This window comes from Actinomycetospora sp. TBRC 11914 (genome assembly GCF_012933465.1).
Taxonomy (GTDB): Bacteria; Actinomycetota; Actinomycetes; order Mycobacteriales; family Pseudonocardiaceae; genus Actinomycetospora.
In genome coordinates this window covers 63,963-87,120 of the sequence record NZ_JABBND010000019.1, presented here as the reverse complement: position 1 = coordinate 87,120, position 23,158 = coordinate 63,963, and the positions used below count along the sequence as shown (strand labels likewise).

General features: G+C 74.1%; 19 protein-coding genes. 13 read left to right on the top strand and 6 right to left on the bottom strand.

Annotation, left to right across the window (positions count from 1 at the left end):
- Window positions 1-2 precede the first annotated feature (2 nt).
- From HH311_RS24585 to HH311_RS24565, 5 genes are all read left to right on the top strand, one after another.
- Window positions 3-1,166: an acyl-CoA dehydrogenase family protein gene (locus HH311_RS24585; protein ID WP_169186332.1), complete on the top strand. Its 1,164-nt coding sequence runs from the start codon at window positions 3-5 to the stop codon at window positions 1,164-1,166.
- Window positions 1,167-1,273: 107 nt separating this feature from the next.
- On the top strand, window positions 1,274-2,326 hold the full coding sequence (rutA, locus tag HH311_RS24580) for a pyrimidine utilization protein A (protein WP_169186331.1): 1,053 nt from the start codon (window positions 1,274-1,276) through the stop codon (window positions 2,324-2,326).
- A gap of 85 nt (window positions 2,327-2,411) precedes the next feature.
- The gene (locus HH311_RS24575) at window positions 2,412-3,803 is read left to right on the top strand and encodes an MmgE/PrpD family protein (protein WP_169186330.1); all 1,392 of its coding nucleotides are present in this window, start codon (window positions 2,412-2,414) and stop codon (window positions 3,801-3,803) included.
- A complete protein-coding gene (locus HH311_RS24570) occupies window positions 3,796-4,836 on the top strand; it encodes an LLM class flavin-dependent oxidoreductase (protein WP_169186329.1) in 1,041 nt (346 codons plus the stop codon). Before HH311_RS24575 ends, HH311_RS24570 begins: the two co-directional genes overlap by 8 nt.
- A gap of 38 nt (window positions 4,837-4,874) precedes the next feature.
- Window positions 4,875-5,570 carry a maleylpyruvate isomerase N-terminal domain-containing protein gene (locus tag HH311_RS24565; RefSeq protein ID WP_169186328.1) on the top strand — a complete coding sequence of 232 codons (696 nt, stop codon included), beginning with the start codon at window positions 4,875-4,877 and terminating at the stop codon, window positions 5,568-5,570.
- Window positions 5,571-5,664: 94 nt separating this feature from the next.
- On the opposite strand, the gene HH311_RS24560 is transcribed toward HH311_RS24565, so the two are convergent.
- Window positions 5,665-6,642 (bottom strand): SDR family oxidoreductase, encoded by a 978-nt coding sequence (locus HH311_RS24560; RefSeq protein ID WP_169186327.1) that lies wholly within the window; start codon window positions 6,640-6,642, stop codon window positions 5,665-5,667.
- Window positions 6,643-6,863: 221 nt separating this feature from the next.
- Here HH311_RS24560 and HH311_RS24555 point away from each other — a divergent pair, with 221 nt between their 5' ends.
- Window positions 6,864-7,709 (top strand): helix-turn-helix transcriptional regulator, encoded by an 846-nt coding sequence (locus HH311_RS24555; protein WP_169186326.1) that lies wholly within the window; start codon window positions 6,864-6,866, stop codon window positions 7,707-7,709.
- Between the two features lie 48 nt (window positions 7,710-7,757).
- On the opposite strand, the gene HH311_RS24550 is transcribed toward HH311_RS24555, so the two are convergent.
- The 3 genes from HH311_RS24550 to HH311_RS24540 form a co-directional block, all read right to left on the bottom strand.
- Window positions 7,758-8,768 (bottom strand): patatin-like phospholipase family protein, encoded by a 1,011-nt coding sequence (locus HH311_RS24550; RefSeq protein ID WP_169186325.1) that lies wholly within the window; start codon window positions 8,766-8,768, stop codon window positions 7,758-7,760.
- 105 nt (window positions 8,769-8,873) lie between these two features.
- Window positions 8,874-9,128, bottom strand: a complete 255-nt coding sequence (locus HH311_RS24545) for a hypothetical protein (protein WP_169186324.1) — start codon at window positions 9,126-9,128, stop codon at window positions 8,874-8,876.
- 103 nt (window positions 9,129-9,231) lie between these two features.
- Window positions 9,232-10,416, bottom strand: a complete 1,185-nt coding sequence (locus HH311_RS24540) for a hypothetical protein (RefSeq protein WP_169186323.1) — start codon at window positions 10,414-10,416, stop codon at window positions 9,232-9,234.
- A gap of 723 nt (window positions 10,417-11,139) precedes the next feature.
- Between HH311_RS24540 and HH311_RS24535 the strand changes: the two genes are divergently transcribed.
- The 4 genes from HH311_RS24535 (at window position 11,140) to HH311_RS24520 (ending at window position 16,445) form a co-directional block, all read left to right on the top strand.
- A complete protein-coding gene (locus HH311_RS24535) occupies window positions 11,140-12,387 on the top strand; it encodes a cytochrome P450 (protein ID WP_396027459.1) in 1,248 nt (415 codons plus the stop codon).
- A gap of 139 nt (window positions 12,388-12,526) precedes the next feature.
- Window positions 12,527-14,788, top strand: coding sequence for a transglycosylase domain-containing protein (locus tag HH311_RS24530; protein WP_169186322.1), 2,262 nt, complete (start codon window positions 12,527-12,529; stop codon window positions 14,786-14,788).
- 323 nt (window positions 14,789-15,111) lie between these two features.
- Window positions 15,112-16,137 (top strand): GDP-mannose 4,6-dehydratase, encoded by a 1,026-nt coding sequence (locus HH311_RS24525; RefSeq protein WP_312030379.1) that lies wholly within the window; start codon window positions 15,112-15,114, stop codon window positions 16,135-16,137.
- A 5-nt stretch (window positions 16,138-16,142) separates the two neighbouring features.
- Window positions 16,143-16,445 carry a Dabb family protein gene (locus HH311_RS24520; protein WP_169186320.1) on the top strand — a complete coding sequence of 101 codons (303 nt, stop codon included), beginning with the start codon at window positions 16,143-16,145 and terminating at the stop codon, window positions 16,443-16,445.
- Between the two features lie 71 nt (window positions 16,446-16,516).
- Here the strand turns inward: HH311_RS24520 and HH311_RS24515 are convergent, their stop codons facing one another.
- Window positions 16,517-16,846 (bottom strand): PASTA domain-containing protein, encoded by a 330-nt coding sequence (locus tag HH311_RS24515; RefSeq protein WP_169186319.1) that lies wholly within the window; start codon window positions 16,844-16,846, stop codon window positions 16,517-16,519.
- 235 nt (window positions 16,847-17,081) lie between these two features.
- Between HH311_RS24515 and HH311_RS24510 the strand changes: the two genes are divergently transcribed.
- Complete coding sequence (locus HH311_RS24510; RefSeq protein WP_169186318.1) at window positions 17,082-17,555, top strand: hypothetical protein; 474 nt, start codon at window positions 17,082-17,084, stop codon at window positions 17,553-17,555.
- 38 nt (window positions 17,556-17,593) lie between these two features.
- Window positions 17,594-19,144, top strand: a complete 1,551-nt coding sequence (locus HH311_RS24505) for a multicopper oxidase family protein (RefSeq protein ID WP_312030378.1) — start codon at window positions 17,594-17,596, stop codon at window positions 19,142-19,144.
- A 4-nt stretch (window positions 19,145-19,148) separates the two neighbouring features.
- Here HH311_RS24505 and HH311_RS24500 read toward each other — a convergent pair whose 3' ends face one another.
- Window positions 19,149-20,969, bottom strand: a complete 1,821-nt coding sequence (locus tag HH311_RS24500; RefSeq protein WP_312030377.1) for an MFS transporter — start codon at window positions 20,967-20,969, stop codon at window positions 19,149-19,151.
- Between the two features lie 175 nt (window positions 20,970-21,144).
- Between HH311_RS24500 and HH311_RS24495 the strand changes: the two genes are divergently transcribed.
- Window positions 21,145-22,968, top strand: a complete 1,824-nt coding sequence (locus tag HH311_RS24495; protein WP_169186317.1) for an NAD(P)/FAD-dependent oxidoreductase — start codon at window positions 21,145-21,147, stop codon at window positions 22,966-22,968.
- The last annotated feature ends 190 nt before the right edge of the window (window positions 22,969-23,158 follow it).

Below are 23,158 nucleotides of genomic sequence, written 5' to 3'. Positions count from 1 at the left end.
CGATGGACTTCCAGCTGTCCGACGAGCAGCGGCTCTACCGCGACTCGCTGCGCGACTTCGTCGACTCGGAGATCGTCCCCGTCGCCCGCGACTGGGAGCACTCCGGGCGCTACCCGACCGAGATCGTCGAGAGCATGAAGAAGCTGGGCCTGTTCGGCCTGGCGATCCCCGAGGAGTACGGCGGGCTGGCCGCCGACACCGTGTCCTTCGCGCTGACCTTCGAGGAGATCTCCCGCGGGTGGATGGGCATCGCCGGCATCCTCGGCAGCCACTCGGTCTCGTCGTGGATGCTCGCCCACCACGGCACGCCGGACCAGAAGGACCGGTACCTGCCCGAGCTGGCCACGGGGGAGCGGCGCACCGGGATCGCCCTCACCGAGCCCGGCGCCGGGACCGACCTGCAGGGCATCACGACGGTGGCCCGCCGCGACGGGGACGACTACGTCATCGACGGCACCAAGATGTGGATCACCAACGCCCGGTACGCGAACCCGCTCCCGGTGCTCGTCAAGACCGACCCGCGGGCCGAGCCCGCGCACCGCGGGATGAGCATCCTGCTCGTCGACGCCGACACCCCCGGCCTGCAGGTCACCCAGGACATCGGCAAGCTCGGCTACAAGGGCACCGAGTCCTGCGAGGTCGTCCTCGACGGCGTGCGGGTCCCGTCGTCACAGCTGCTCGGCGGGGTCGAGGGCCGCGGCCTGCAGCAGGCGCTGTCGTCGCTGGAGACCGGGCGCATCAACATCGCCGCGCGCTCGGTCGGCATCGCCCAGCGCGCCTACGACGAGGCGCTGTCCTACGCCCGCGACCGGACGGCGTTCGGCCAGGCGATCGGCGACTTCCAGGCCGTCCAGCTGCGCCTGGCCGAGATCGCGGTGCAGCTGCAGGCGGCCCGGTTGATGACCTACTGGGCCGCGTCGCGGATGGACGACGGGGTCCGCATGGACACCGAGTCCGGTATGGCCAAGATCTTCGCCTCGGAGACGGCGCTGCAGTGCGCCACCGACGCCATGCGCATCCACGGCGGCTACGGCTACTCGACGGAGTTCGAGGTCGAGCGGCTCTACCGCGACGCCCCGTTGATGTCGATCGGCGAGGGCACCAACGACGTGCTCCGGACGGTCGTGGCGAAGTCGTTGCTCGCGGGCAAGGCAACCGTCGGCTAACCGCGGGGACTTCCGCCGGTCATACCTCCGACGTATCTTCCTGTGGCCCCGGCCACCACGACGGCGCCGCCGTCGGGCTCCCTCCGCGCGAGAAGGTGTGATCCCCCGTGGACTTCGGTGTCTTCATCCCGATCGGCAACAACGGCTGGCTGATCTCGGAGAACGCCCCGCAGTACAAGCCCTCGTTCGACCTGAACCGGCGCGTGGTCCAGGAGGCCGAGGCCCAGGGCTTCGCCTTCGCGCTCTCGATGATCAAGCTCCGTGGGTTCGGCGGGAAGACCGAGTTCTGGGACCACAACCTCGAGTCGTTCACGCTCATGGCCGGCCTGGCCGCGGTCACCGAGCGGATCAAGCTCTACGCCTCGACGGCGGTGCTCACGCTGCCGCCGGCGCTCGTGGCCCGCATGGCGTCCACGATCGACTCGATCGCCCCGGGCCGCTTCGGGGTCAACATCGTCTCCGGGTGGGCCAAGAACGAGTACGACCAGATGGGCCTGTGGCCCGGCGACGAGTACTTCGGCTACCGCTACGACTACTCCACCGAGTACGTGAAGGTGCTGCGGGATCTGTGGGAGACCGGCCGTTGCGACCTCGACGGGCAGTACTTCCACATGGACGACTGCGTGCTCTCCCCGCAGCCCTCGGGGAAGGTCGACATCGTGTGCGCCGGCCAGTCGGAGCGCGGGATGCGGTTCTGCGCCGAGTACGGCGACTACAACTTCATCCTCTCGCCCGGCATCAACGACCCGGAGGTCTACCGGGAGCCCACCGAGCGGCTCGCGAAGGCCGCGTCGGCCACCGGTCGCGACGTCAAGGCGCTCCCGCTGTTCATGGCGATCATGGCCGAGACCGACGAGGAGGCCCGCGCGAAGTGGGACTCCTACCGGGAGGGGGCCGACCTCGCCGCCCTGGGCTACATGTCCGACGAGGGCAGCGCGGACACCACGGCCGACTCCTCGGGCACCGCGCGCACGATCAACCTCCCCGAGGGCGCGGTCAACTTCAACATGGCCACCCTCGTGGGGTCCTACGAGACGGTGGCCCGTCAGATCGACCAGGTCGCGGGCATGCCCGGCGTCGAGGGAATGATGTTCACCTTCGACGAATTCGAGCAGGGCGTCCACGACTTCGGCACCAAGGTCAAGCCGCTACTGGGATAGGTGCGCTTTCGCGCTGGTGAGCAGAAAGTGCCGCTATACCGACACTTTCTGCTCACGAGGCCGGAGGCCACCCGGAGGAACTTCCATGTCGATCGACAGCCCGCCCCGCACCTCGCTCGCCGCCGCCGTCGGGCACTTCGTCGCCGGGGCGGGTCCCGCCGACGTCCCCGACGAGGTGCTCGAGCGCGCCCGGTACCTCGTCCTCGACGCCGTGGGCCTGGCGTTCGCCTCGACCGCGTACTCCTTCCCGACGACGGCCCGCGACGCCCTCGCGCGCCTCGGGTCCGGCGAGCACCCGGTGCTGGGCATGCCCGACCGGCTCTCCCCGCGCGACGCCGCCACCCTCAACGGCGTCCTGGTGCACGGCATGGACTTCGACGACACCCACATCCCGGCCGTCACGCACGTGTCGGCGGCGGCGCTGCCCGCGGCGATCTCGGCGGCGACCACGGCGGGCGCCACCACCCGTGACCTGCTCCTGGCCTACGTGCTCGGGGTCGAGGTGTCCGCGCGGGTCGGGCTGGGCGGGGCCGGTGGCTTCCACGACGTCGGGTTCCACCCCACGGCCGTCGCCGGTGCCTTCGGCGCCACCGTGGCGGCGGGCAAGCTCTGGGGACTGGACGCCGCGGCGATCACCGCGGCACAGGGCGTCGTCGGGTCGATGTCCGCGGGGCTGCTGGAGTTCCTCGAGGACGGTTCGTGGACCAAGCGGCTGCACCCGGGATGGGCCGCGAGCTCCGGGCTGACCGCGGCCGCGTTCGCCGACGAGGGCTGGTCGGGGCCCGCGGCGGTGTACGAAGGCCGGTTCGGGCTGTACGCGACGCACCTGCAGCAGCGGGAGAGCGACCCGTCGGCGGTGGCCGACGGGCTGGGGGAGCGGTGGGAGCTGATGCGCACCGCGGTCAAGCCCTATCCGATCTGCCACTTCATCCACGCCTTCGCCGACGCGGCCCTGGCCCTGCGCACCGAGCACGGCCTGGCCGCCGACGACGTGCGCTCGATCCGCTGCGCGATCCACCCGGTGCCCGGCAAGGTGGTGTGCGAGCCCGCGGCGAACAAGTGGGCGCCGCGGGACGAGTACGACGCCAAGTTCTCCCTCCCGTACGTGGTCGCCACCGCACTGCGCCGCGGCCGGTTCGGGCTCGAGGAACTCGCCGACGACGCCCTGGGCGACCCGGCGACGCTGGAGCTGACCCGGCGGGTCGAGGTGGTCGAGGACCACGAGGGTGCCTTCCCGCGGGCCTACTCCGGGTACGTCGAGCTCGAGCTCGCCGACGGGCGCCGCGTGTCCCGCCGCGAGCAGGTCAACCGCGGCCACGACGAGCGCCCGCTCACCAACGACGAGATCGCCGCGAAGTACGCGCAGAGCATCGGTACCGTCGCCGACGCCGCCACCGCCGACCGGGTGCGCACCGCGGTGCTCTCCCTCGGCGACGACACCCCGGCGCGGGAGTTCGCCGAGGCCTGCCGTGGCTGAGCCGGGCACGGTCCGCGTCGGGCTCCACCTGACCCACCAGCGCCGGCCCGAGCAGGACCCGGTCACCACCCTCGACGAGCAGCTCGGGCTGGTGCGGCTCGCGCGCGACGAGGGCCTCGACTCGGTGTTCGCGGGCCAGCACCACCTGGCGGAGTCGTTCGCCCACATCCAGCCGCTGCCCTGGCTGGCCCGGCTCGCTGCCGAGGCCGGCGAGATGACGGTCGGCACCGGCTGCCACCTGCTGGCCGTGCACAACCCGGTGGACACCGCCGAGGCGTACGCGAGCCTCGACGTCGTCTGCCGCGGCCGCTCGGTGCTGGCCGTCGGCCTGGGCTACCGCGAGGAGGAGTACGCCGCGTTCGGTGTGCCGGCCCGCGAGAAGGTGCGCCGGTTCACCGAGAACCTCGCGATCGTCGACGCACTGTGGCGCGGCGAGTCGGTGACGCGGGACCTGCCGTGGACCCGGCTCGACGGGGCGCGGCTGGTGCAGCGCCCCGTCGCGCGGCCGCGGCCGCCGATCTGGATCACGGCCAACGCCGACAACGCCGTCCGGCGGGCTGCCCGCCTCGCCGACGCCTGGATGATCAACCCGCACGCGACCGCGGCGACGGTGCGCCGCCAGCTCGAGCTCTTCGACGCCGAGCGCGCCGAGCACGGCCTCGGGCCGGCGGGCGCGCGGCCACTCATGCGCGAGGTGTTCTGCGCCGACACCCGGGAGCAGGCGCTCGAACGGGCCCGGCCGTACCTGGAGAGCAAGTACGCGGTCTACGCCGACTGGGGCCAGGACCGGGTGATGCCCGACCGGGAGTCGTTCCGCATGGGGTTCGAGGAGCTGGCCGACGACCGCTTCGTCATCGGCACGCCCGACGACTGCACCGCGGCGCTGTCGGGCTGGCTCGACCTGGGCATCGACCACTTCGTGCTGCGGACCGACTGGCCGGGGACGCCGGTCGAGCACGCCCGCCGCTCGGTGGAGCTGCTCGCGCGGGAGGTGGCGCCGGCGCTGCGGTCGTCGGTGCCGCAGTCCGTCTGAGGCGGGGCGTCCGGGGTCGGGCTGGCATGCTCCGCGCCATGCCGGTCTCCCTGGGCGACGCCTACCGCGGCGCGTACACGCGCCTCGACTCCCGCCTGCGCTCCCTCGCCGCCACCGACCCGGCGTCGTTGGGCGCGCAGGTCCCGGCGTGCCCGGGCTGGACGGTGCACAGCGTGGTCTCGCACCTCGCCGGGCTCGCGGACGACATCGTCGGCGGTCGACTGCGCGGCATCCCCGACGACGAATGGACCGCGGGCCAGGTCGACCGGTGTCTCGGGGTGCCGGTCGAGGAGGTGCTCGACGCCTGGGCGCCGCAGGTGGCGACGATCGCCGAGGGCCTGGACACGCGGACGATCCCGCCGCCCGCCGCGGCGGACGTGCTCGTCCACGAGGGGGACATCGCGGAGGCGCTCGCCGACCCGGTGCCCCCGGAGGACGGCTGGCGCGACGCCGCGCGGCTGCTGTGCCGGGGGAAGGTCCGGGGTCTCGACGGCGCGGGCACGCTCACCGTGCGCAGCGGGGACGACGAGTGGACCGGCGGGTCGGGCGGCGAGGGCCCGACGGCCGCGGTCGAGGTGGCTCCGTGGGAGTGCTTCCGCGGCGTGTTCAGCCGCCGCAGTGCCGCCCAGATGCGCGGGTGGGCGTGGGACGGCGACCCCGAGCCGTGGCTGGAGCCGCTCACCGTGTTCGGCCTGCGGACCGACGACCAGCCGAGGTGCCCTTCGGGCTCGTGAGCACTCAGTGTCGCTATACCGACACTTGGTGCTCACGAGCCGCAGGCACCTCGCGCCGCGCCCGTGAGGTCCGGCGCGGTACGAGCTCGCCCGATCAGCCCGTCGACGGCGACGCCGGAGCGACGTGTCCGGTGGGGTCGCCGAAGGACGTCCCGGTCAGCTGCTCGGAGATCGCCCAGATGCGCTGCGCGTCGTCGGTGCTGCGCATCGGCGGGAAGGGCTCCTGCTCGGCGGGCGGGCCGCCGAGGTGGCCGAGCCCCCGGGGTCCGTAGAAGCGCCCGCCGCCCGCGGTCGGGGAGGTCGCGGCGTGGAGGGCGGGGAGCCCGGCGCTCTCGGCGGTGCCGACCAGGATGCCCCACGCGGAGAGGGTCCCGATGAGTCGGCGGCCCCGGGCGGGCTCGTCACGACCCAGCTCGGCGCGCGCGGCGAGCAGGCTGGTCGGGGCGACGCCCGGGTGGGCGAGGTTGCTGCTGATGCCCCAGCCGCCGGCCCGGCTGCGTCGGTCGAGCTCCAGTCCGAAGAGCCCGAGCGCGATCTTCGACTGGCGGTAGGCGCGCATGCCGTCGTAGGCGCGCTCCCCCTGGAGATCGTCCCAGTCGATCGAGCCGCTGCGGGCGGCGATGCTCACCTGGGAGGTCACGCGGGCGCGACCGGCGCGCAGCAGCGGCATCAGATGCGCGACGAGGGCCACGTGGCCGAGGTGGTTGGTGCCGAGCTGGAGCTCGAATCCGTCGGCAGTCGTCCGGCGGTCGGGCGGGGTCATGACGCCCGCATTGTTGATCAGCAGGTGGATCGGGCGGGCCTCCTCGCGCAGGGCCGCGCCGAGGGCGGCGACGGACGCGAGCGAGGACAGGTCGAGGGTGCGCAGCAGCACCGCGGCACCGGGGACGTCCTCCCGGATCGCGGCGGCGGCGGCCTCACCCTTGCGCGGGTCACGGACCGGGAGCACGACCTCCGCGCCCGCAGCGGCGAGGCGCCGGGCGATGCCGAGGCCGATGCCGTCGGAGGCGCCGGTGACGACGGCGCGCGTGTCGGTGAGGTCGGGGACGGTGATGGCGGGGGTGCGGGGCATGGCTCCTCCTCGGTGGTGCGTGTCGGGCGACTGCGGGGACGGAGTCCCGGAGGGCTCCACGTCGGGGCCCGGCGACACCGACACTCACCGCGCGCCGCGAGGACAGCCACGGCATGCCGATCCCCCCTTCCGCGGATCACGACGGGGGGATCGGCAGGTCGTGGCTGCCACCCACGCGGCGGCGGTAGGAACGGAGGAGACCGGGGAGAGGGCGAGGGGCGATGATCGATCGGGCCGGGCTGGCGGAGTTCCTGCGACGGCGCCGGGAGTCGTTGCAGCCGGAGGACGTCGGCCTCCCGCGCGGGCGGCGCCGGCGGACCACGGGGCTGCGGCGCGAGGAGGTGGCGGCGCTCTGCCACATGTCGACCGACTACTACGCGCGCCTCGAGCGTGAGCGAGGGCCGCATCCCTCGGAGCAGATGATCGCCTCGATCGCGCAGGGGCTGCACCTGTCGCTCGACGAGCGCGACCACCTCTACCGGCTCGCCGGCCAGCACCCGCCGGCCCGCGGCGTGGACAGTGAGCACATCAGCCCGGGCCTCCTGCGGATCCTCGACCGCCTCGCCGACACGCCCGCGGAGATCGTCACCGAGCTCGGCGAGACGCTGCGCCAGACCCCGCTGGGCGTCGCGCTCGTCGGCGACGCCGGCCACCACACCGGTCCGGCCCGCAGCCGCGGCTACCGGTGGTTCGCCGACCCCGCGAGCCGGTCGATCCACGCGCCCGAGGAGCACGCCTTCCTCTCCCGGATGTACGCCTCGGGCCTGCGCAGCCTCGCCACGCTGCGCGGCCCGGGGTCGAGGGCGGCGCACTACGCCGAGCTCCTCCTGGCCCGGAGCGAGGAGTTCCGCGAGCTGTGGGACGCCCATGAGATCGGCATCCACCCGCACGAGGTGAAGCGTTTCGTGCATCCCGAGGTCGGCGCGCTCGAGCTCCACTGCCAGACGCTGCTCGACCCCGACCAGTCCCACCGCCTGTTCGTCTACACGGCGGTCCCGGGCAGCGAGAGCCACGAGAGGCTGCAGCTGCTCTCGGTCATCGGGGCGCACTCGGCTGCGCCGCGCTAGGACCGGACGTCGGAGCGCCGGTGACCTGGCCGCCCGCGACTGCGGGGACTACCCCGCCGCGGGCACCTCGCCCCGGAACCGCTCGCGGTACGCGTCCCAGTCGAAGGCCGCCAGGAAGCCCGAGGCCGCGTCGTACCCCCGCTGGTAGAGGGCGTCGCGGCGCGCCTGCGTGATCCCGAAGTCGAGCAGGCCGACCTCGCCCGCCTCGACGTGGATCGTGCGGGCCTGCACCCACGGCCGGTTCAGGTAGGCCTGGTCGCGGCCGAGGATCATGGTCGTCAGGAGCTGCTCGAGCAGCCGGAGCGCCGTGGGCTGCGGCCAGTCGAACATCCGGGTGTGGAAGAGGGCGACCCGGTCGCCGATGCCGGGCTTGGGCGCCGTCGTGATCGTCACCCCGAACGTCGGCCAGGCGGGGGCCGCGCCGTCGGTGCGGTCGAGCGAGTCGATGGGGAAGTTCGAGAGCAGCCCGCCGTCGACCAGCGTGGAGGTCACCGCGGGGTCGGCGTGGGTCAGCGTCGTCGGCTCGAAGAGGAAGGGGATGGCCATCGAGGCGCGGACGGCGTCGGCGACCGGCTGCGAGTCGGGGTCGAGCCCGTAGACGCTGCGGTAGTCCCACGGGAAGCGGACGAGCTGCCCCAGGGTGAGGTCCGAGCAGGTGACGACGAGGCGGTAGCGCTGCTCGGGCGGCAGCGACGGGTCGTCGAGGCGCAGGTCGCGCCACGTGTGCACGCCCAGCGCCGCGAGCTCGTCGGTGATCCAGTCCAGCAGGTACCCACCGCGGTAGAGCCCGGAGCCCGAGAGCAGCGCGAGCCCGGGGCCGATCAGCGGCACGAGGCCGAGGCCGTGCCGGTCGGCGACCGCCCGGAAGTCGAGCCGGCGCAGGATCTCGCCGAGCTCCGTCCCGCGCGCCCCCGCCGCCGCGATCGCGCCGACCAGTGCGCCGGCCGACGTCCCGGAGATGCGCTGCGGGACGTAGCCGGCGTCGGTGACCGCCGCGACGGCCCCGGCGAGGCCGATCCCCTTCACCCCGCCGCCCTCGAGAACCAGGTCAGCACGCATCGCCCTCGATCATCCCCCTCCGTCCCGCGTCACCACCGCGGACCTCCCCTCGGGGCGCGGTGCGCCTCCTTGGGGCGCGGTCTTCCCGGGCGGGGAGTGCCGCGGTCAGACGCCGACGAGGGCGCTGCGCCGCGGCAGGGCGTCATGCTCGGCCCCGCGCGGAGCGGGGATCTCGAGGGCGGCGGCGGCGACGAGCGCCTCGCGGTGACGCGCCCGGCGGATCGCCTCGGCGCGCAGGCCCTCCTCGCGCATCGCGGCGCGGGTCTGGTCGTCCAGCGTGCCCTGGCGGGCCATCGCGACGAATGGTGCGACGAGCCAGGCGCCCAGCGCGGCGGTCCCGACGACGACGGTGCTGATCATGGTTTCCCCCGAGAACCTCGACGCTCCCCGACGAAGCGTGTCGCCCCGGTCGTCGCCCTGCGGCATCCGGCCGTTACGAGGACCACCCGAACGGACGAGGAACTCAGGTGATGTTGGCCGCCGCGGCGAAGCCGATCACGAGCGCGGCGCCGAGGAAGCCCACGACGACGAGCACGCCGACCACCTGGCCGGTGGGGGAGCCGCCCAGCCGACCCTGCCGCAGGGCGGGCGGCAGACCGGGCGCCACCACGGCGCCGAGGAGCCCGCCGACCGCGCCCCAGCCCAGCCCGAGCACCACGGCCGGCGCGAGGTCGAGCTCGACGCCGAACGGCCCCGCGGACAGCGCGGTGACCACCGTGAGGAGGCCGAGCCCTACGGCCAGGGCCGGGCCCAGCGCCCAGCCGCGGCGGACGGCCGCGTCGGGGGACGGCGCGTGCAGCGCCGCGACCATGCCGCCGAGCGCGCACACGATCGTCCCCACCAGCGGCGCCAGCCACCACGACGGACCCGACCCGAGCAGGTGGACCAGGCCGACCTCGGCGTCACCCGTCGGCCCGTGCCCGACCAGCGGCACCCCGAGGCAGAACGCGAACGCGGCCAGCAGCGCCGTCGGGGCGAACACGACGAGCGCGACGACCGCGACGAGGCCCGCCGTCGGGGAGGACCCGGCCGCGTCCGACCAGCCGCCCGGCAGCAGACCCGCCGTCCCCGTCCCGCGTCCCGCCCGCGCGAGCGCCCCGGCCACCACCAGGGCCAGCCCACCGAGCCAGCAGGAGCCGAGCACGGCGCCCGCTCCGGCGGTGGGTCCGGCGAGCACGTCGCGGGCGCGGCGCAGCCCGGGCGGCAGGGTGTCCGGGCGGCGCCAGGCCAGCGCGAAGGCCAGCGCGCCGGAGAACCACAGCGCGCCGCCGAGCAGGGTCGGCAGGACCGCGACGCTGATCGCGCCGCCGGTCGCGACGGCGTGCCCGGTGAGCGCGATGCCGGCCAGGCCGAGCAGGAACGCCACGAGTGCGCGCAGCGCCTGGGCGGGGACGTCGGCCGCGGGCCGGGCGTCGCCGACGACGAGCGAGGCGCCGGTGGCGACGGCGACACCGGTCGCGAGCAGCGGGGTGCCGGCGACCACGCTGTGCACGCCGCCGAGCAGTCCGAGGTCGAGCTGCACCGCGACCGAGCCGCCGACCCCGAGGGCGACGGAGACGGGCACCAGCACCAGCGGGGACACCGCGCCGCCGGTCGGCGACTCGGTGCCGGCGACGAGGGCGAGCACGGCCCCGGGGACCGCCAGCACGGCGAGGGTCGCGGCGGCGGCGAGAAAGGCGGCGAGCCAGTCGCGGGGGGTGCCGGCTGTGAGGGTCGGGATGGCGCCGCGGAGGGCACGGCGGTCGGTGGCGTCGTCGCGCAGCGGGACCCGTCGGGGCCCGGCGGCGGGACGCGGGCCGGGCCGGGGTGCGGGGCGTCCGGGTGCGGTGGTTCGGGCGGGGCGCGAAGTCGGGGTCGGGCGCGGAGTCGGGGCCGGAGTCGCGCCCGAGCGCGGAGTCGGGGTCGGAGTCGGAGTCGCGGCCGGGGTCGGGGTCGCCGCCGGGGTCTGGGCCGATGTCGCGGAGCCGTGCGCCGTCGCGACGCGCCGCTCGCGCGCCGGGATCGCGGCGTCGGCGGCCGCCCTGGGGGCGGGGATGTCGACCGCGCCGCAGGCTCGACAGAACGCCCAGCCCTCGGTCCGCGCCGCGCCGCAGCGCGAGCACCGTCCAGCCGCCACCGTCCCCCACCCCCGTCGCGCCGCCTCCGGTGTCGGGCGGCCCCTGCGATCTCACGCAGTCGGCGGGACCGCGTCGAGCTGCACGAACGGGGGAGCTCGCCGGGCGGTACGGCCGTCCGGGCGACGACGGCGGGCGAGCGCCCGTGCGACGACGGGGCTTTCCTGCCACTGGATGCAAGCAACGACGCTCCGCTGGCGTCTAGAAAGCCGCACTCGTATCGTTAGCCCAAGCAACGAACAACGGAGGTGGCGGCCGTGACGACGGTGCTGGAGAACGGCGAGGCGCAGGACCCGACCTACCCGATGGCCCGGCAGTGCCCGTTCGACCCGCCGGCGGAGCTGGCGGAGCTGCAGGCCGAGGAGCCGGTGCGGCGGGTGGCGCTGTGGGACGGCAGCCGCCCGTGGCTGGTCACCCGGCACGCCGACGTCCGGGCGGTGCTCGCCGACCAGCGCTTCTCCGCCGACACGGACTCTCCCGGGTACCCGCCGTCGTCGCCGGGCCTGCTCGCGCGCCGCCGGGACTCGCCGTCGTTCATCGCCATGGACGACCCCGACCACGCCTTCTTCCGGCGCATGCTCATCAGCGAGTTCAGCGTCAAGGCCGTGAAGCGGCTGCGCCCGATGATCGACGAGACGGTCGAGGAGCTGCTCGACGCGATGGCGGCGGGTCCGCAGCCGGCGGACCTCGTCGAGGCCTTCGCCCTGCCGCTGCCCTCCCTCGTGATCTGCCGCATGCTCGGGGTGCCCTACGCGGACCACCCGTTCTTCCAGAGCCGTTCGCACACGATCGTCGACACCACGTCCAGCCCGGAGGCCTCGAGGACCGCGTCCGAGGAGCTGCGGCGGTACCTCGAGGGGCTGGTGGCGCAGCGGGAGGAGCAGGCGCGGGCGGGGGAGGAGGCCGGCACGGGGTGGGAGCCGGTCGACCTGCTCGGGCGGCTGGCCGCGCGCCACGTGCTGACGGGGGAGATCACGCGCGAGCAGGCCGGGTCGATGGGGCTGCTGCTGCTGGTCGCGGGCCACGAGACCACCGCCAACATGATCGCGCTCGGCACCCTCGTGCTGCTGCGGGACCCCGAACAGGCGGCCCGGGTGCGCTCCGGTGACGCCGTGGACGGTGCCGTCGAGGAGCTGCTGCGGCTGCTCACCGTGACCCACATCGGGCGGCGGCGGGCGGCGACCGAGGACGTCGAGGTCGGTGGCGTGCTCATCCGGGCCGGCGAGGGCGTCATCGCGGCCGGCGAGATCGCCAACCGCGACCCCGAGGCGTTCCCGGCGCCGGACACCCTCGACGTCGAGCGCAGCCCGAACCACCACGTCGCCTTCGGGCACGGCGTCCACCAGTGCCTCGGCCAGCAGCTCGCCCGGGTCGAACTGCAGGCCGCCTACCCGGCCCTGCTGCGCCGTTTCCCGGACCTGCGCGTCGACGCCGCCGTCGAGGACATCCCGTTCCGCGACACGATGGCCGTCTACGGGGTGCACGAACTGCCCGTGCGCTGGTGACGCGCGGGGGCCCGACGGGTTGCGGTGAGGAACACGCCACCGGGCCCTCACGAGTGCTTTCCCGACGGGCGGGGACACTGGAGCGGTACGCGGAACAAGCCGCTGCAGGAATTGTCCGGTTCGAGCGGGTCTGGGGTCGATGACGGCGAAGGTGCGGCTGCTGGCCGTGACGGTGATCGCGGGGATCCTCATCGCGGGGATCACCTTTCCGCTGGTCGGAGGCCTGGGACTCCTGTCCAACCAGGCCATCGAGGGCGCGCAGGACACCTCCCCGGGGGTGCTGGGCGGCGACATGCCCTCGATCACGACGATCACCGACGACGCGGGTGCTCCCATTGCGTACCTCTATGACCAGAATCGGCAGATCGTCCCGTCCCAGCAGATCTCGGTGACGATGAAGGCGGCCATCGTCGCCATCGAGGACCGGCGGTTCTTCTCCGAATCCGGGCTCGACCCGCGCAGCATCGTGCGGGCCGTCGTCAACAACGGCTCGGGCGGTTCGACCCAGGGCGCCTCGACGCTCACCGAGCAGTACGTCAAGAACTACGACGAGTACGTCGCGGCCAAGACGCCGGCGGAGCAGCTCAAGGCCACCGAGGCGACGTTCGGCCGCAAGCTGCGGGAGGCGCGCGTCGCCGAGCAGCTCGACCACACGCTGTCCAAGGACGAGATCCTCACCCGCTACCTCAACGTGGTGTACCTGGGGAACCAGTCGTTCGGGGTCGCCGCGGCCGCGCGCACCTACTTCAACACCACCCCGGACCGCCTGACGGTGCCGGAGGCGGCGCTCCTCGCCGGGATGGTGCAGAGCCCGTCGGCGTACGACCCGGTGAACCACCCGCAGGCCGCCACCGGCCGGCGCAACGTCGTCATCGACCAGATGCGCCAGCAGGGCGAGCTCAGCCCCGAGCAGGCCGCGGCCGCGCAGGCCGCGCCGCTGGGGGTGCAGGCGCCGCTGCACGGGGTCTCCAACGGCTGCGTCGGCGCCGGCGACGACGGGTTCTTCTGCGCCTACGTCCTCGACTACCTCGACCAGGCCGGCATCACCCCGGAGCAGCTGCGCTCCGGCGGCTACACGGTGCGCACCACGCTGAACCCGGCCGCGATGGCCGCCGCCAAGCAGGCCGTCGACGCGCAGGTCCCACCGACCCAGCCGCACGTGGCCGACACCCTCGCCGTCGTGCAGCCCGGGGCGACCAGCCACCCCGTCCTCGCGCTCGCCGCGAACCGCGGCTACGGGCTGGACGCCTCGCAGGGCCAGACGACCTACGACCTGCCCGCCGAGCCCGAGAACCTCGGCGCCGGCTCGGTCTACAAGATCTTCACCTCGGCCACCTACCTCATGGGCGGCGGCGGCATCTCCAACATCCTGCCGGTCCCGCCGTCGGGGTACGCCTCGCCGCTGACCCCCGGCTTCGTCGTGAAGAACGACGGCAACTACCCCGGCCAGCTGTCCCTGCAGGACGCCCTCGCGCAGTCGCCCAACACCGCGTTCGTCAAGCTGGAGGAGACGACGGGCGTGGCGCCGGTCGTCGACATGGCCGTGAACCTGGGCATGACGTCGCTCGCGAAGCCGGAGACCCCCGGTGGCCCGTCGCTGGCGGACACCATGAAGGCCCAGAACCAGGCGTCGTTCACCCTCGGCCCGACGCCGACGAGCCCGCTCGAGCTCGCCAACGTCGACGCCACGCTGGCCTCGAACGGCACGTGGTGCCCACCGAACCCGATCCTCTCGGTCACCGACGCCACCGGCTCCCCGGTGACGATCCCGGCGACGGCCTGCCACCAGGCGCTGCCCGCCCCGCTCGCCGACACCCTCATGACGGGGATGTCCAAGGACGACCAGCCCGGGGGCACCTCGGCGGCGGCCGCCGCGGCCGCGGGCTGGAACCGCCCGACGGCGGCGAAGACGGGGACCACCGAGACCTCGGAGTCGGGGGCGTTCGTCGGCGCGACCCCGCAGGTCTCGGCCGCCTCGATCGTCTTCGACGACTCGTCGAGTCCCCGCCCGATCTGCAACGGCACCCCGCCGACGTCGTGCTCCACCGGGAACCTGTTCGGTGGCAACACCCCGGCGCAGACCTTCTACCAGGCGATGAACCAGTACCTGGCGGGTCAGCCGGTGCTGCCGCTGCCGCCGACCGACCCCCGCTACGTGACCGGCGGCAACCGCATCTCGGTGCCGCAGGAGATCGGCCGGCCCCTCGCCCAGGCCACCTCGGACCTGCGCGACGCCGGGTTCGTGGTGACCACGTCGACGGTCGACAGCCGGGCCCCGGCGGGCACCGTCGTCGGGCAGACGCCGGCGGGTGGCAGCGGCCAGGCGATTCAGGGGCAGACGATCTCGCTGGTGTCCTCGACCGGGAAGGTCGCGGCGCCACCGGCGGCCCCGTCGAGCTGACCAGCCGTCGGTCGGTCCCGCCCCGGCCCGCGGCGCCGATGGCACATTCCTGGCGTCGGACGGGAGGACGGCGCCGCTCGCCCGTGGGCCGGGCGGGACGGGCCGGCCAGCTCGACGGTGGCAATGGCACATTCCTGGCGTCGGACGGGGGGACGGCGCCGCTCGGTCGTGGGCCGGGCGGGACGGGCCGGCCGCCTCGGCGGTGGCAATGGCTCGTTCCTGGGCGCGTGACCCCCGCATCGGGTGAATCGCCGTGGTCGTGGCGACACGGCGCCGGCCGGTCCGCGTCCCGCGAGAGGTATCCACGGGAGAGAGGAGCCGACGTGAGCGCCCCGCTGCACGCGCGGACCGCCCTGATCACCGGCGTGACCGGCCAGGACGGCTCGTACCTCGCCGAGCTCCTGCTCGCCAAGGGCTACGAGGTCCACGGCCTGGCGCGGCGGGTGTCGCCGGCGTCCACCGCGCACGTCGAGCACGTGCTGGCCGATCCCTACGAGGGGCGCCCGGGGCTCGTGCTCCACGAGGGCGACGTCACCGACTCCTCGCGGCTCGTCGCGCTGCTCTCCGAGATCGCGCCCGACGAGGTCTACCACCTCGCCGCGCAGACCGACGTGGCCGCGTCGTTCCGGCAGCCCGAGGCGGCCGCGGACGTCACCGGGCTGGGCACCGTCCGCCTGCTCGAGGCGGTGCGGCTGATCGACCTCGACGTCCGGGTGTTCCACGCCGCGTCGGCCCAGATGTTCGGCGACACCCCGCCGCCGCAGCACGAGGACGGCCCGATGCGGCCCCGCTCACCGCACGCGCTGGCCAAGCTCACCGCGTACTGGGCGGTGCGCACCCACCGCGAGACCTACGGCACCCACGCGGTCAACGGCATCCTGTTCAACCACGAGTCGCCGCGACGCGGGGAGGCGTTCGTGACCCGGCGGATCGCCCGCGCGGCGGCCCGGATCGCCCTGGGCCGCGAGCGCCACGTGACGCTCGGGAATCTCGACGCCGTCCGGGACTGGGGCTTCGCGCCCGAGTACGTCGAGGGGATGTGGGCGATGCTGCAGGCGGACGAACCGCGGGACCACGTCCTCGCGACCGGGACCGCGCACACCGTCGAGGACGTCGCACGGGCCTGCTTCGCCCACGTCGGCCTCGACTGGACGCGGCACGTCCGGTTCGACGAGCGCCTGGTGCGGCCGGCCGAGGTGGACGCGCTGGTCGGCGACCCGTCGGGCGCGGCGGCGGCGCTGGGCTGGCGTCCGCGCACGTTCGTGCCCGAGCTCGCCCGGATCCTCGTCGACGCGGAGCTCTCCGCCCTCGAGGGACCGGTGTCCGGGGTGACGTCACTGGCAGGATGACGACCATGGCCGTCACGCACGTCGTCACGTTCAGCTGGGTCGAGGGCACCGCGCCGGAGACCGTCGAGGACATCCGGACCCGGCTGCAGACCTGGATCGACAAGGGGGAGCTCGAGGGGTTGGTCGCCTGGCAGGCGGGGACCGACCTGGGCCTGGCGGACGGGAACGCCGCGTTCGCGGTGTCGGCCACGTTCACCGACCAGGATGCCTACGAGCGCTACCGGGACGACCCGGAGCACCGGTCGATCATCGCCGAGCACATCGCGCCGCGGATCGCGACGCGGACGGCGGTGCAGTTCGCCCACTAGGTGCCTCCGGCCCGTGAGCACTAAATGTCGGTATAGCGGCACTTAGTGCTCACGAGGCCGAAGGCCACCTACTAGGCGGCGCCCGCCGTCGGGGTCGGCTTCGGGCCGTCGGGGACGCGCGAGCCGCCGCCCCCGCCGCCCGAGCCGTCGTCGTCGGGACCCTCGTCCGAGGAGGGACCGGCCGCTGGGTCGTCGACCCAGATCGAGATGGTGTCGCCCGGGGTGGCGGAGGCTCCCGCGCGCGGACGCTGATTGGTGACGGTGCTGCGCCCGGCCCCCGTGTGGGCGGCGTTCTGCGGGACGGCCAGGAGACGCGCGTCGAGCGCGGCATCGTGGGCGTCCGCCGCGGCGAGCCCGACGAGATCCGGGACCGAGGTCGTGTCGGTGAGGCTGTCGGCCATGCCCCGACGGTACCCATCCCGTCCGGCGCCCACGGGCGGTGCCCGCCCGGGGCGGCACACGTCACTGATCGCGCGCCGACACCGAGAACCAGGCGACTCACTCGAAAGAGGTAAGACCTGCGCCACATCGGGGACTTAGAGTAACTATCGCGCGAGGACGTCCCTGTGGCGCTGGGCCAGAGGACCCACGGCGGCCTCGCCATCACCACCGCATGTGAGATCTGGGGGAGTCCCGATGCGCGCCACCTACCGTGTCCTGGCCTACCTGCTGGCCCTCGAGGTCGTCGTGCAGGCGGCGGCCATCGCCTGGGCCGTGTTCGGCCTCTCGACCTGGATCGAGAACGGCGGCGTGCTCGACAAGGCGCAGATGGAGAGCGACGGGACCGCCTTCGACGGCGTCCTCGGGTTCGCCGTCCACGGCCTCAACGGCCAGATGATCGTCCCCGTGATCGGGCTGCTGCTGTTCGTCGTGTCGTTCTTCGCCCGGTTCCCGGGCGCGGTCGCGTGGGCCGGCGCGGCGTTCGCCGCGGTGATCGTCCAGGTCGCGCTCGGGATCTTCGCGCACTCGGTCCCGTCGCTCGGCATCCTCCACGGCGTCGTCGCCCTCGTGCTCCTCGTCGTCGCGCTCGTCGCGGCCCGCAAGTCCTCCGGCGCCCCCTCCGCGATGGACGACGAGCCCGCGACCGGCGCCCACGCCGCGAAGGTCTGACCGGCCAGGTCGACTCGGCGCGGGGCGGGAGGACGGTCGTGCTCGAGACGGACGAGGCCCGCCCCGAGGGCGGGCCCCCGCTCGCACCCCCTCCCGCCCCGGTGCGACGGAGCCGCCGGCGCACCCTCGTCGCCGTCCTGGCCGCGCTGGCGGTCCTCGCCCCGATCGTCTGGTCCTGGGCGGCCAGCCTGCCGTCGGGCACCTGGTCGGTGACCGACATGGGCTACCCCGACGACGGCGGTGGTCCGCCGCTGATGCCCGACCACGGGATGGCGGGGATGGCCGGCACGGGGCGCCCGGTCGACACCCTGCGCCTGCCCGATGGCCCCGCCGACGTCGACGTCACCCTCGTCGCCCGCGCCCAGACGGTGCGGCTCGCGGGCGGGCGGACCGTCACCGGCTACACCCTGAACGGCACCACCCCGGGCCCCGAGATCCGCGCCGTGCAGGGCCAGACGGTGCGGGTCCGGCTGGTGAACGCCGACGTGCCCCGCGGGGTGACCCTGCACTGGCACGGCCTCGACGTCCCGAACGGCGACGACGGCGTCGCCGGGGTCACCCAGGACGCGGTGCTGCCCGGCGGGCAGTTCGTCTACCGCTTCCGGGCCGACCAGGCCGGCAGCTTCTGGTACCACTCCCACCAGGTCGCCGACGACCAGGTCCGCGGCGGGCTGTTCGGGTCGTTCGTGGTCGTGCCGCGAGGCACGTCCGCGGTGCCGTCAGCCAGCGACGTCTCCGCGCTCGTGCACCTCTACGACGGCCGGCGCACCGTGGCCGGGGTCGACGGCGACCTCGCGGTCCCGGCCGCACCGGGCAGCGTCGTCCGGGTGCGGGTGACCAACACCGACACCGGCCCGATGCGGGCGTGGTCCGCGTCCCCCTACCGCGTCCTCGCCGTCGACGGGACCGACGTCCGCGGACCGACCCCGGTCACCGGCGCCGCCACCCAGGTGACCGCGGGCGGGCGGGCCGACCTCGAGGTCACCGCCCCGGCGCGGGTCGAGCTGGGCGGGGTGGCGGTCGTCGTCGGGAACCCGCGGCCAGGAGCAGCGCCGACGCCGCCGGCGCCGCCGCCGACCCCGGTCGTCGACCTGCTCCACTACGGGACCCCGACCCCGCTCACCCCCGTGACGGTCGGCTTCGACCCGACCGTCCCGACCCGGGTCTTCGACTACGCCATCGGCCGGCGGCCCGGATTCGTCGACGGGGTGCCGGGGCTCTACTGGACGATCAACGGCCACCTCTACCCCGACGTGCCCATGTTCATGGTCCGCGAGGGCGACGTGGTGCGGATGCGCATCAGCAACACCTCCGGTGAGGTCCACCCGATGCACCTGCACGGCCACCACGCCGTCGTGCTCGCCCGCGACGGCGTCCCCGCCACCGGCAGCCCGTGGTGGATCGACTCGCTCGACGTGCCCGACGGCGCGACCTACGACGTCGCGTTCGTCGCCGACAACCCGGGGCTGTGGATGGACCACTGCCACAACCTCGCCCACCCGAAGCAGGGCCTCGTCGCGCACCTCATGTACGAGGGCGTGACGACGCCCTACCGGGCCGGCGCGGACACCCCGAACGACCCGGAGTAGTGCCTCAACCGGCGGGGGCCCAGAGGTCGCGGGAGATCGCGAGGTCCGTCGCCGCCACGCGCACCCGCTCGGCCACCGGCCGGGCGCCCGGTGCCGCGCAGACGAGCAGGTAGTCGCCGGGACGCGGCACCGACAGGGAGTAGGAGCCGTCGGCGGCGGTCCGGGCCCGCCCGACCTGGGCGCCGTCGCTGGCGTCGATCAGCGTCACGGTGGCCGCGACCGGGCCCCGGCCGGCGGGGGAGCCGTCGAGCACCCGTCCGACCAGGCCGCCCTCGCCGGTGCGCGCGGTGACCGGGGTCGGGGTCGGGACGCTGTCCGGGCCGCCCCAGGAGTCGTCCGCCGTACTGGGCAGCGCGCGGGCACCGTCCCCGGCGCGCGTGGCGGCCGGCGTCGCGTGCGGCCGGCCGGCGGGCACCAGCAGCCCGCACACCACCGCGCCGACGAGGAAGATGAGCGAGGCGACGACGAAGGCCCGGTCGTACCCGGCGAGGGCGGCGGTCCGCGGCGAGGTGCCGGCGATCGCGAGCGAGGCGGCGGTGGCCGTGCCCGCGATGGAGGACAGCAGCGCGGTGCCGACCGACCCGCCGACCTGCTGCATCGTGTTCACGCTCGCCGACGCCACGCCCGCGTCCCGCGGGTCCACGCCGAGCGTCGCGGTGTTGATCGAGGTCGACATCGCGGTGCCCATGCCCAGGCCCATGACGATCAGCGGGCCGAGCACGCTGCCGGCGTACGAGGAGCCGGGGGAGAGGAACGAGAACCAGAACAGCGCGCCGGCCCCGAGCAGCAGCCCGGTGAAGATCAGCGGCTTCGGGCCGATCCGCGGCAGCAGCAGCGCGGGCGCCGAGGTCGACACGGACATGATCGCCGCGACCATCGGCAGCATCGCCACGCCCGTCATCACCGGGGAGAAGCCGAGGTCCTGCTGCAGCACGTAGGCCAGGAAGAGCGTGACCCCGAACATGCCGGTGGTGAGCACGAGGATCGTCAGGAACGAGCCGCCGCGGTGCCGGTCGAGCAGCACCCGCAGCGGCAGGAGCGGGGCGGTCACCGTCCGCTGGATCGCGACGAATGCCGCGAGCAGCACGACGCCGGCAGCGAGGAAGACGTAGACGACCCACGACGTCCAGCCGCTGGTCTCCGCCGTCGCGAACCCGAAGACGATGCAGAACAGCCCGCCGGACGCGGTGAGGGTGCCGGCGAGGTCGAGGCGCGGACGGTGCTGCGCCGGGTGCGCGGGCAGCAGGACCAGCGCCCCGACGAGGGCGACGACCGCGAAGACGACGTTGACGTACATGCACCAGCGCCAGTCGACGTACTCGGTGAGCGCGCCGCCCAGCAGGAGCCCGATCGCGGCGCCGGACCCGGCCAGCGTCGCGAAGACGCCGAACGCGCGGGCACGGTCGCGGCCGGACGGGAACGTCGTCGTGAGCAGCGAGAGGGCCGCGGGGGCGAGGAGCGCGCCGAACGCGCCCTGCAGCGCGCGGGCACCGACCAGCAGCCCGAAGCCCGGGGCGAGGCCCCCGAGGCCCGAGGCGAGGGCGAACCCGACGAGGCCGGTGATGAACGCCGCCTTGCGCCCGAACAGGTCGGAGAGCCGCCCGCCGAGCAGCAGCAGGCTGCCGAAGGCCAGCGCGTAGGCGGTGACCACCCACTGCCGCTGCGCGTCGGTGAAGCCGAGGTCGGCCTGCGCCGAGGGCAGCGCGATGTTCACGATGGAGTTGTCGAGGATGACCATCAGCTGGGCCACGCCGATGACGGCGAGGATCCACCACCGTCGCGCCGGGGCGAGCGAAGCGACGGGGGATGGTGCGGAGTCGGTCACGCACTCCACGCTATGACCTGAAGTGCACTCCACGTCCAGTGTGATCCGGGACGCCCGGCCCTGCCCGGCATCGCAACACCGCTGCAACCCTTGCCGCGCGCGCGTGCGCACGTGACCGTGGTCACCGAAGCACGCGGGGCCCGCCGGGCCCGCACGAGCGAGGGAGAGGTGTGCGGTGACCCAGACTCTGGACCGTCCCGGGAGCGAGGTGGGGGCCCGCGTCGGGCAGTGGGTGTCGGCGTTCCAGGACGCGCTGTCGGCCCGCGACGTCGAGGCCGCGGTGGCGCTGTTCAACACCGACTGCTACTGGCGCGACCTGGTCTCCTTCACCTGGAACATCACGACCGTCGAGGGCACCGACGAGGTCGCCGACCTGCTGCGGACCGTCCTCGACCGGGTCGACCCCACCGGCTTCGCGGTGAGCGGCGAGGCGACCTCCACCGACGGCGTCGACGAGGCGTGGCTGACGTTCGAGACCGCGGTGGGGCGCGGCACCGGTCACCTGCGGCTGCGCGACGGCAAGGCGTGGACGCTGCTGACCAGCCTCGACGAGCTCAAGGGCCACGAGGAGAACCAGCGCGAGCGCCGCCCGAAGGGCACGTTCCACGGCGCCGACCCCGACCGCGAGACGTGGAAGGAGGGCCGCGAGCGCGAGGCCGCCGAGCTGGGGTACTCCCGCCAGCCCGAGGTGGTGATCATCGGCGGCGGGCAGGGCGGGATCGCCCTGGCCGCCCGGCTGCGCCAGCTCGGCGTCGAGACGATCGTCGTGGAGCGCAACGCGCGGCCCGGCGACTCCTGGCGCAAGCGGTACAAGAGCCTCGCCCTGCACGACCCGGTCTGGTACGACCACCTGCCCTACCTACCGTTCCCGGACAACTGGCCGGTGTTCGCGCCGAAGGACAAGATCGGCGACTGGCTCGAGATGTACACGCGGGTCATGGAGATCAACTACTGGGGCTCGACGACGGCGGAGTCCGCCGAGTTCGACGAGGCCGAGGGCCGGTGGACGGTGAGGGTCCAGCGCGACCGCGGCGACGGGCCCGAGGAGGTCGTGCTCCGCCCGCGGCAGCTGGTCTTCGCGATGGGCGTCTCGGGCAAGCCGAACAAGCCCGAGTTCCCGGGGATGGACCGCTTCCGCGGCGAGATCCAGCACTCGTCGGAGCACCCCGGGCCGGAGGGCTACGAGGGCAGGAAGGTCGTCGTCGTCGGGTCGAACAACTCCGCGTTCGACATCTGCGGGGCGGCCTGGGAGGCCGGCGCCGACGTGACGATGGTGCAGCGCTCGTCGACGCACATCATCAAGTCGGACACGCTGATGGAGCTCGCGCTCGGCGGGCTGTACTCCGAGGAGGCGGTGCGCTCCGGCGTCACCACCCGGACCGCGGACCTCACCTTCGCGTCGCTTCCCTACCGGATCATGGCCGACTTCCAGAAGCCGGCGTACGACGAGGCCAAGGTCCGCGACGCCGACTTCTACCAGCGGCTGCGCGACGCCGGGTTCGACCTCGACTTCGGCGACGACGAGTCCGGCCTGTTCATGAAGTACCTGCGACGCGGCTCGGGCTACTACATCGACGTCGGCGCGGCCGACCTCGTCGCCGAGGGCAAGGTGAAGCTGGTCAAGGGGCAGGTCGCCGAGTTCACCGAGACCGGCGTGCGCCTCGACGACGGCACCGAGCTCGAGGCCGACCTGGTGGTGCTCGCGACCGGCTACCGCTCGATGATCACCTCGGTGGCCGACATCATCGGGGCGGACATGGCGAACCGGGTCGGGAAGGTGTGGGGTCTGGGCTCCGACACCACCAAGGACCCGGGTCCGTGGGAGGGCGAGCAGCGCAACATGTGGAAGCCCACCCAGCAGCCCAACCTGTGGTTCCACGGCGGCAACCTGCACCAGAGCCGCCACTACTCGCTCTACCTGGCGCTGCAGCTCAAGGCCCGGCAGGAGGGCATCGACACCCCGGTGTACGGCCTTCAGCCCTCGCACCACGCGGAGTAGCCGGCTCCCCGGCGGGTCTCGAGCGAAGGGCACCTTCGCTCGGATAGACGGGCCAGGGGCGCCCTTCGCCGGAATCGGGCGCGCGGACACGAACTGACCGAAGGGCCTCTTCGCTCGATCTAGTCGAGCGAAGGGGCCCTTCGGTCATCACGACGACGACGGGTGCGGGGCGCGCGGGAGCGGGGTAGAC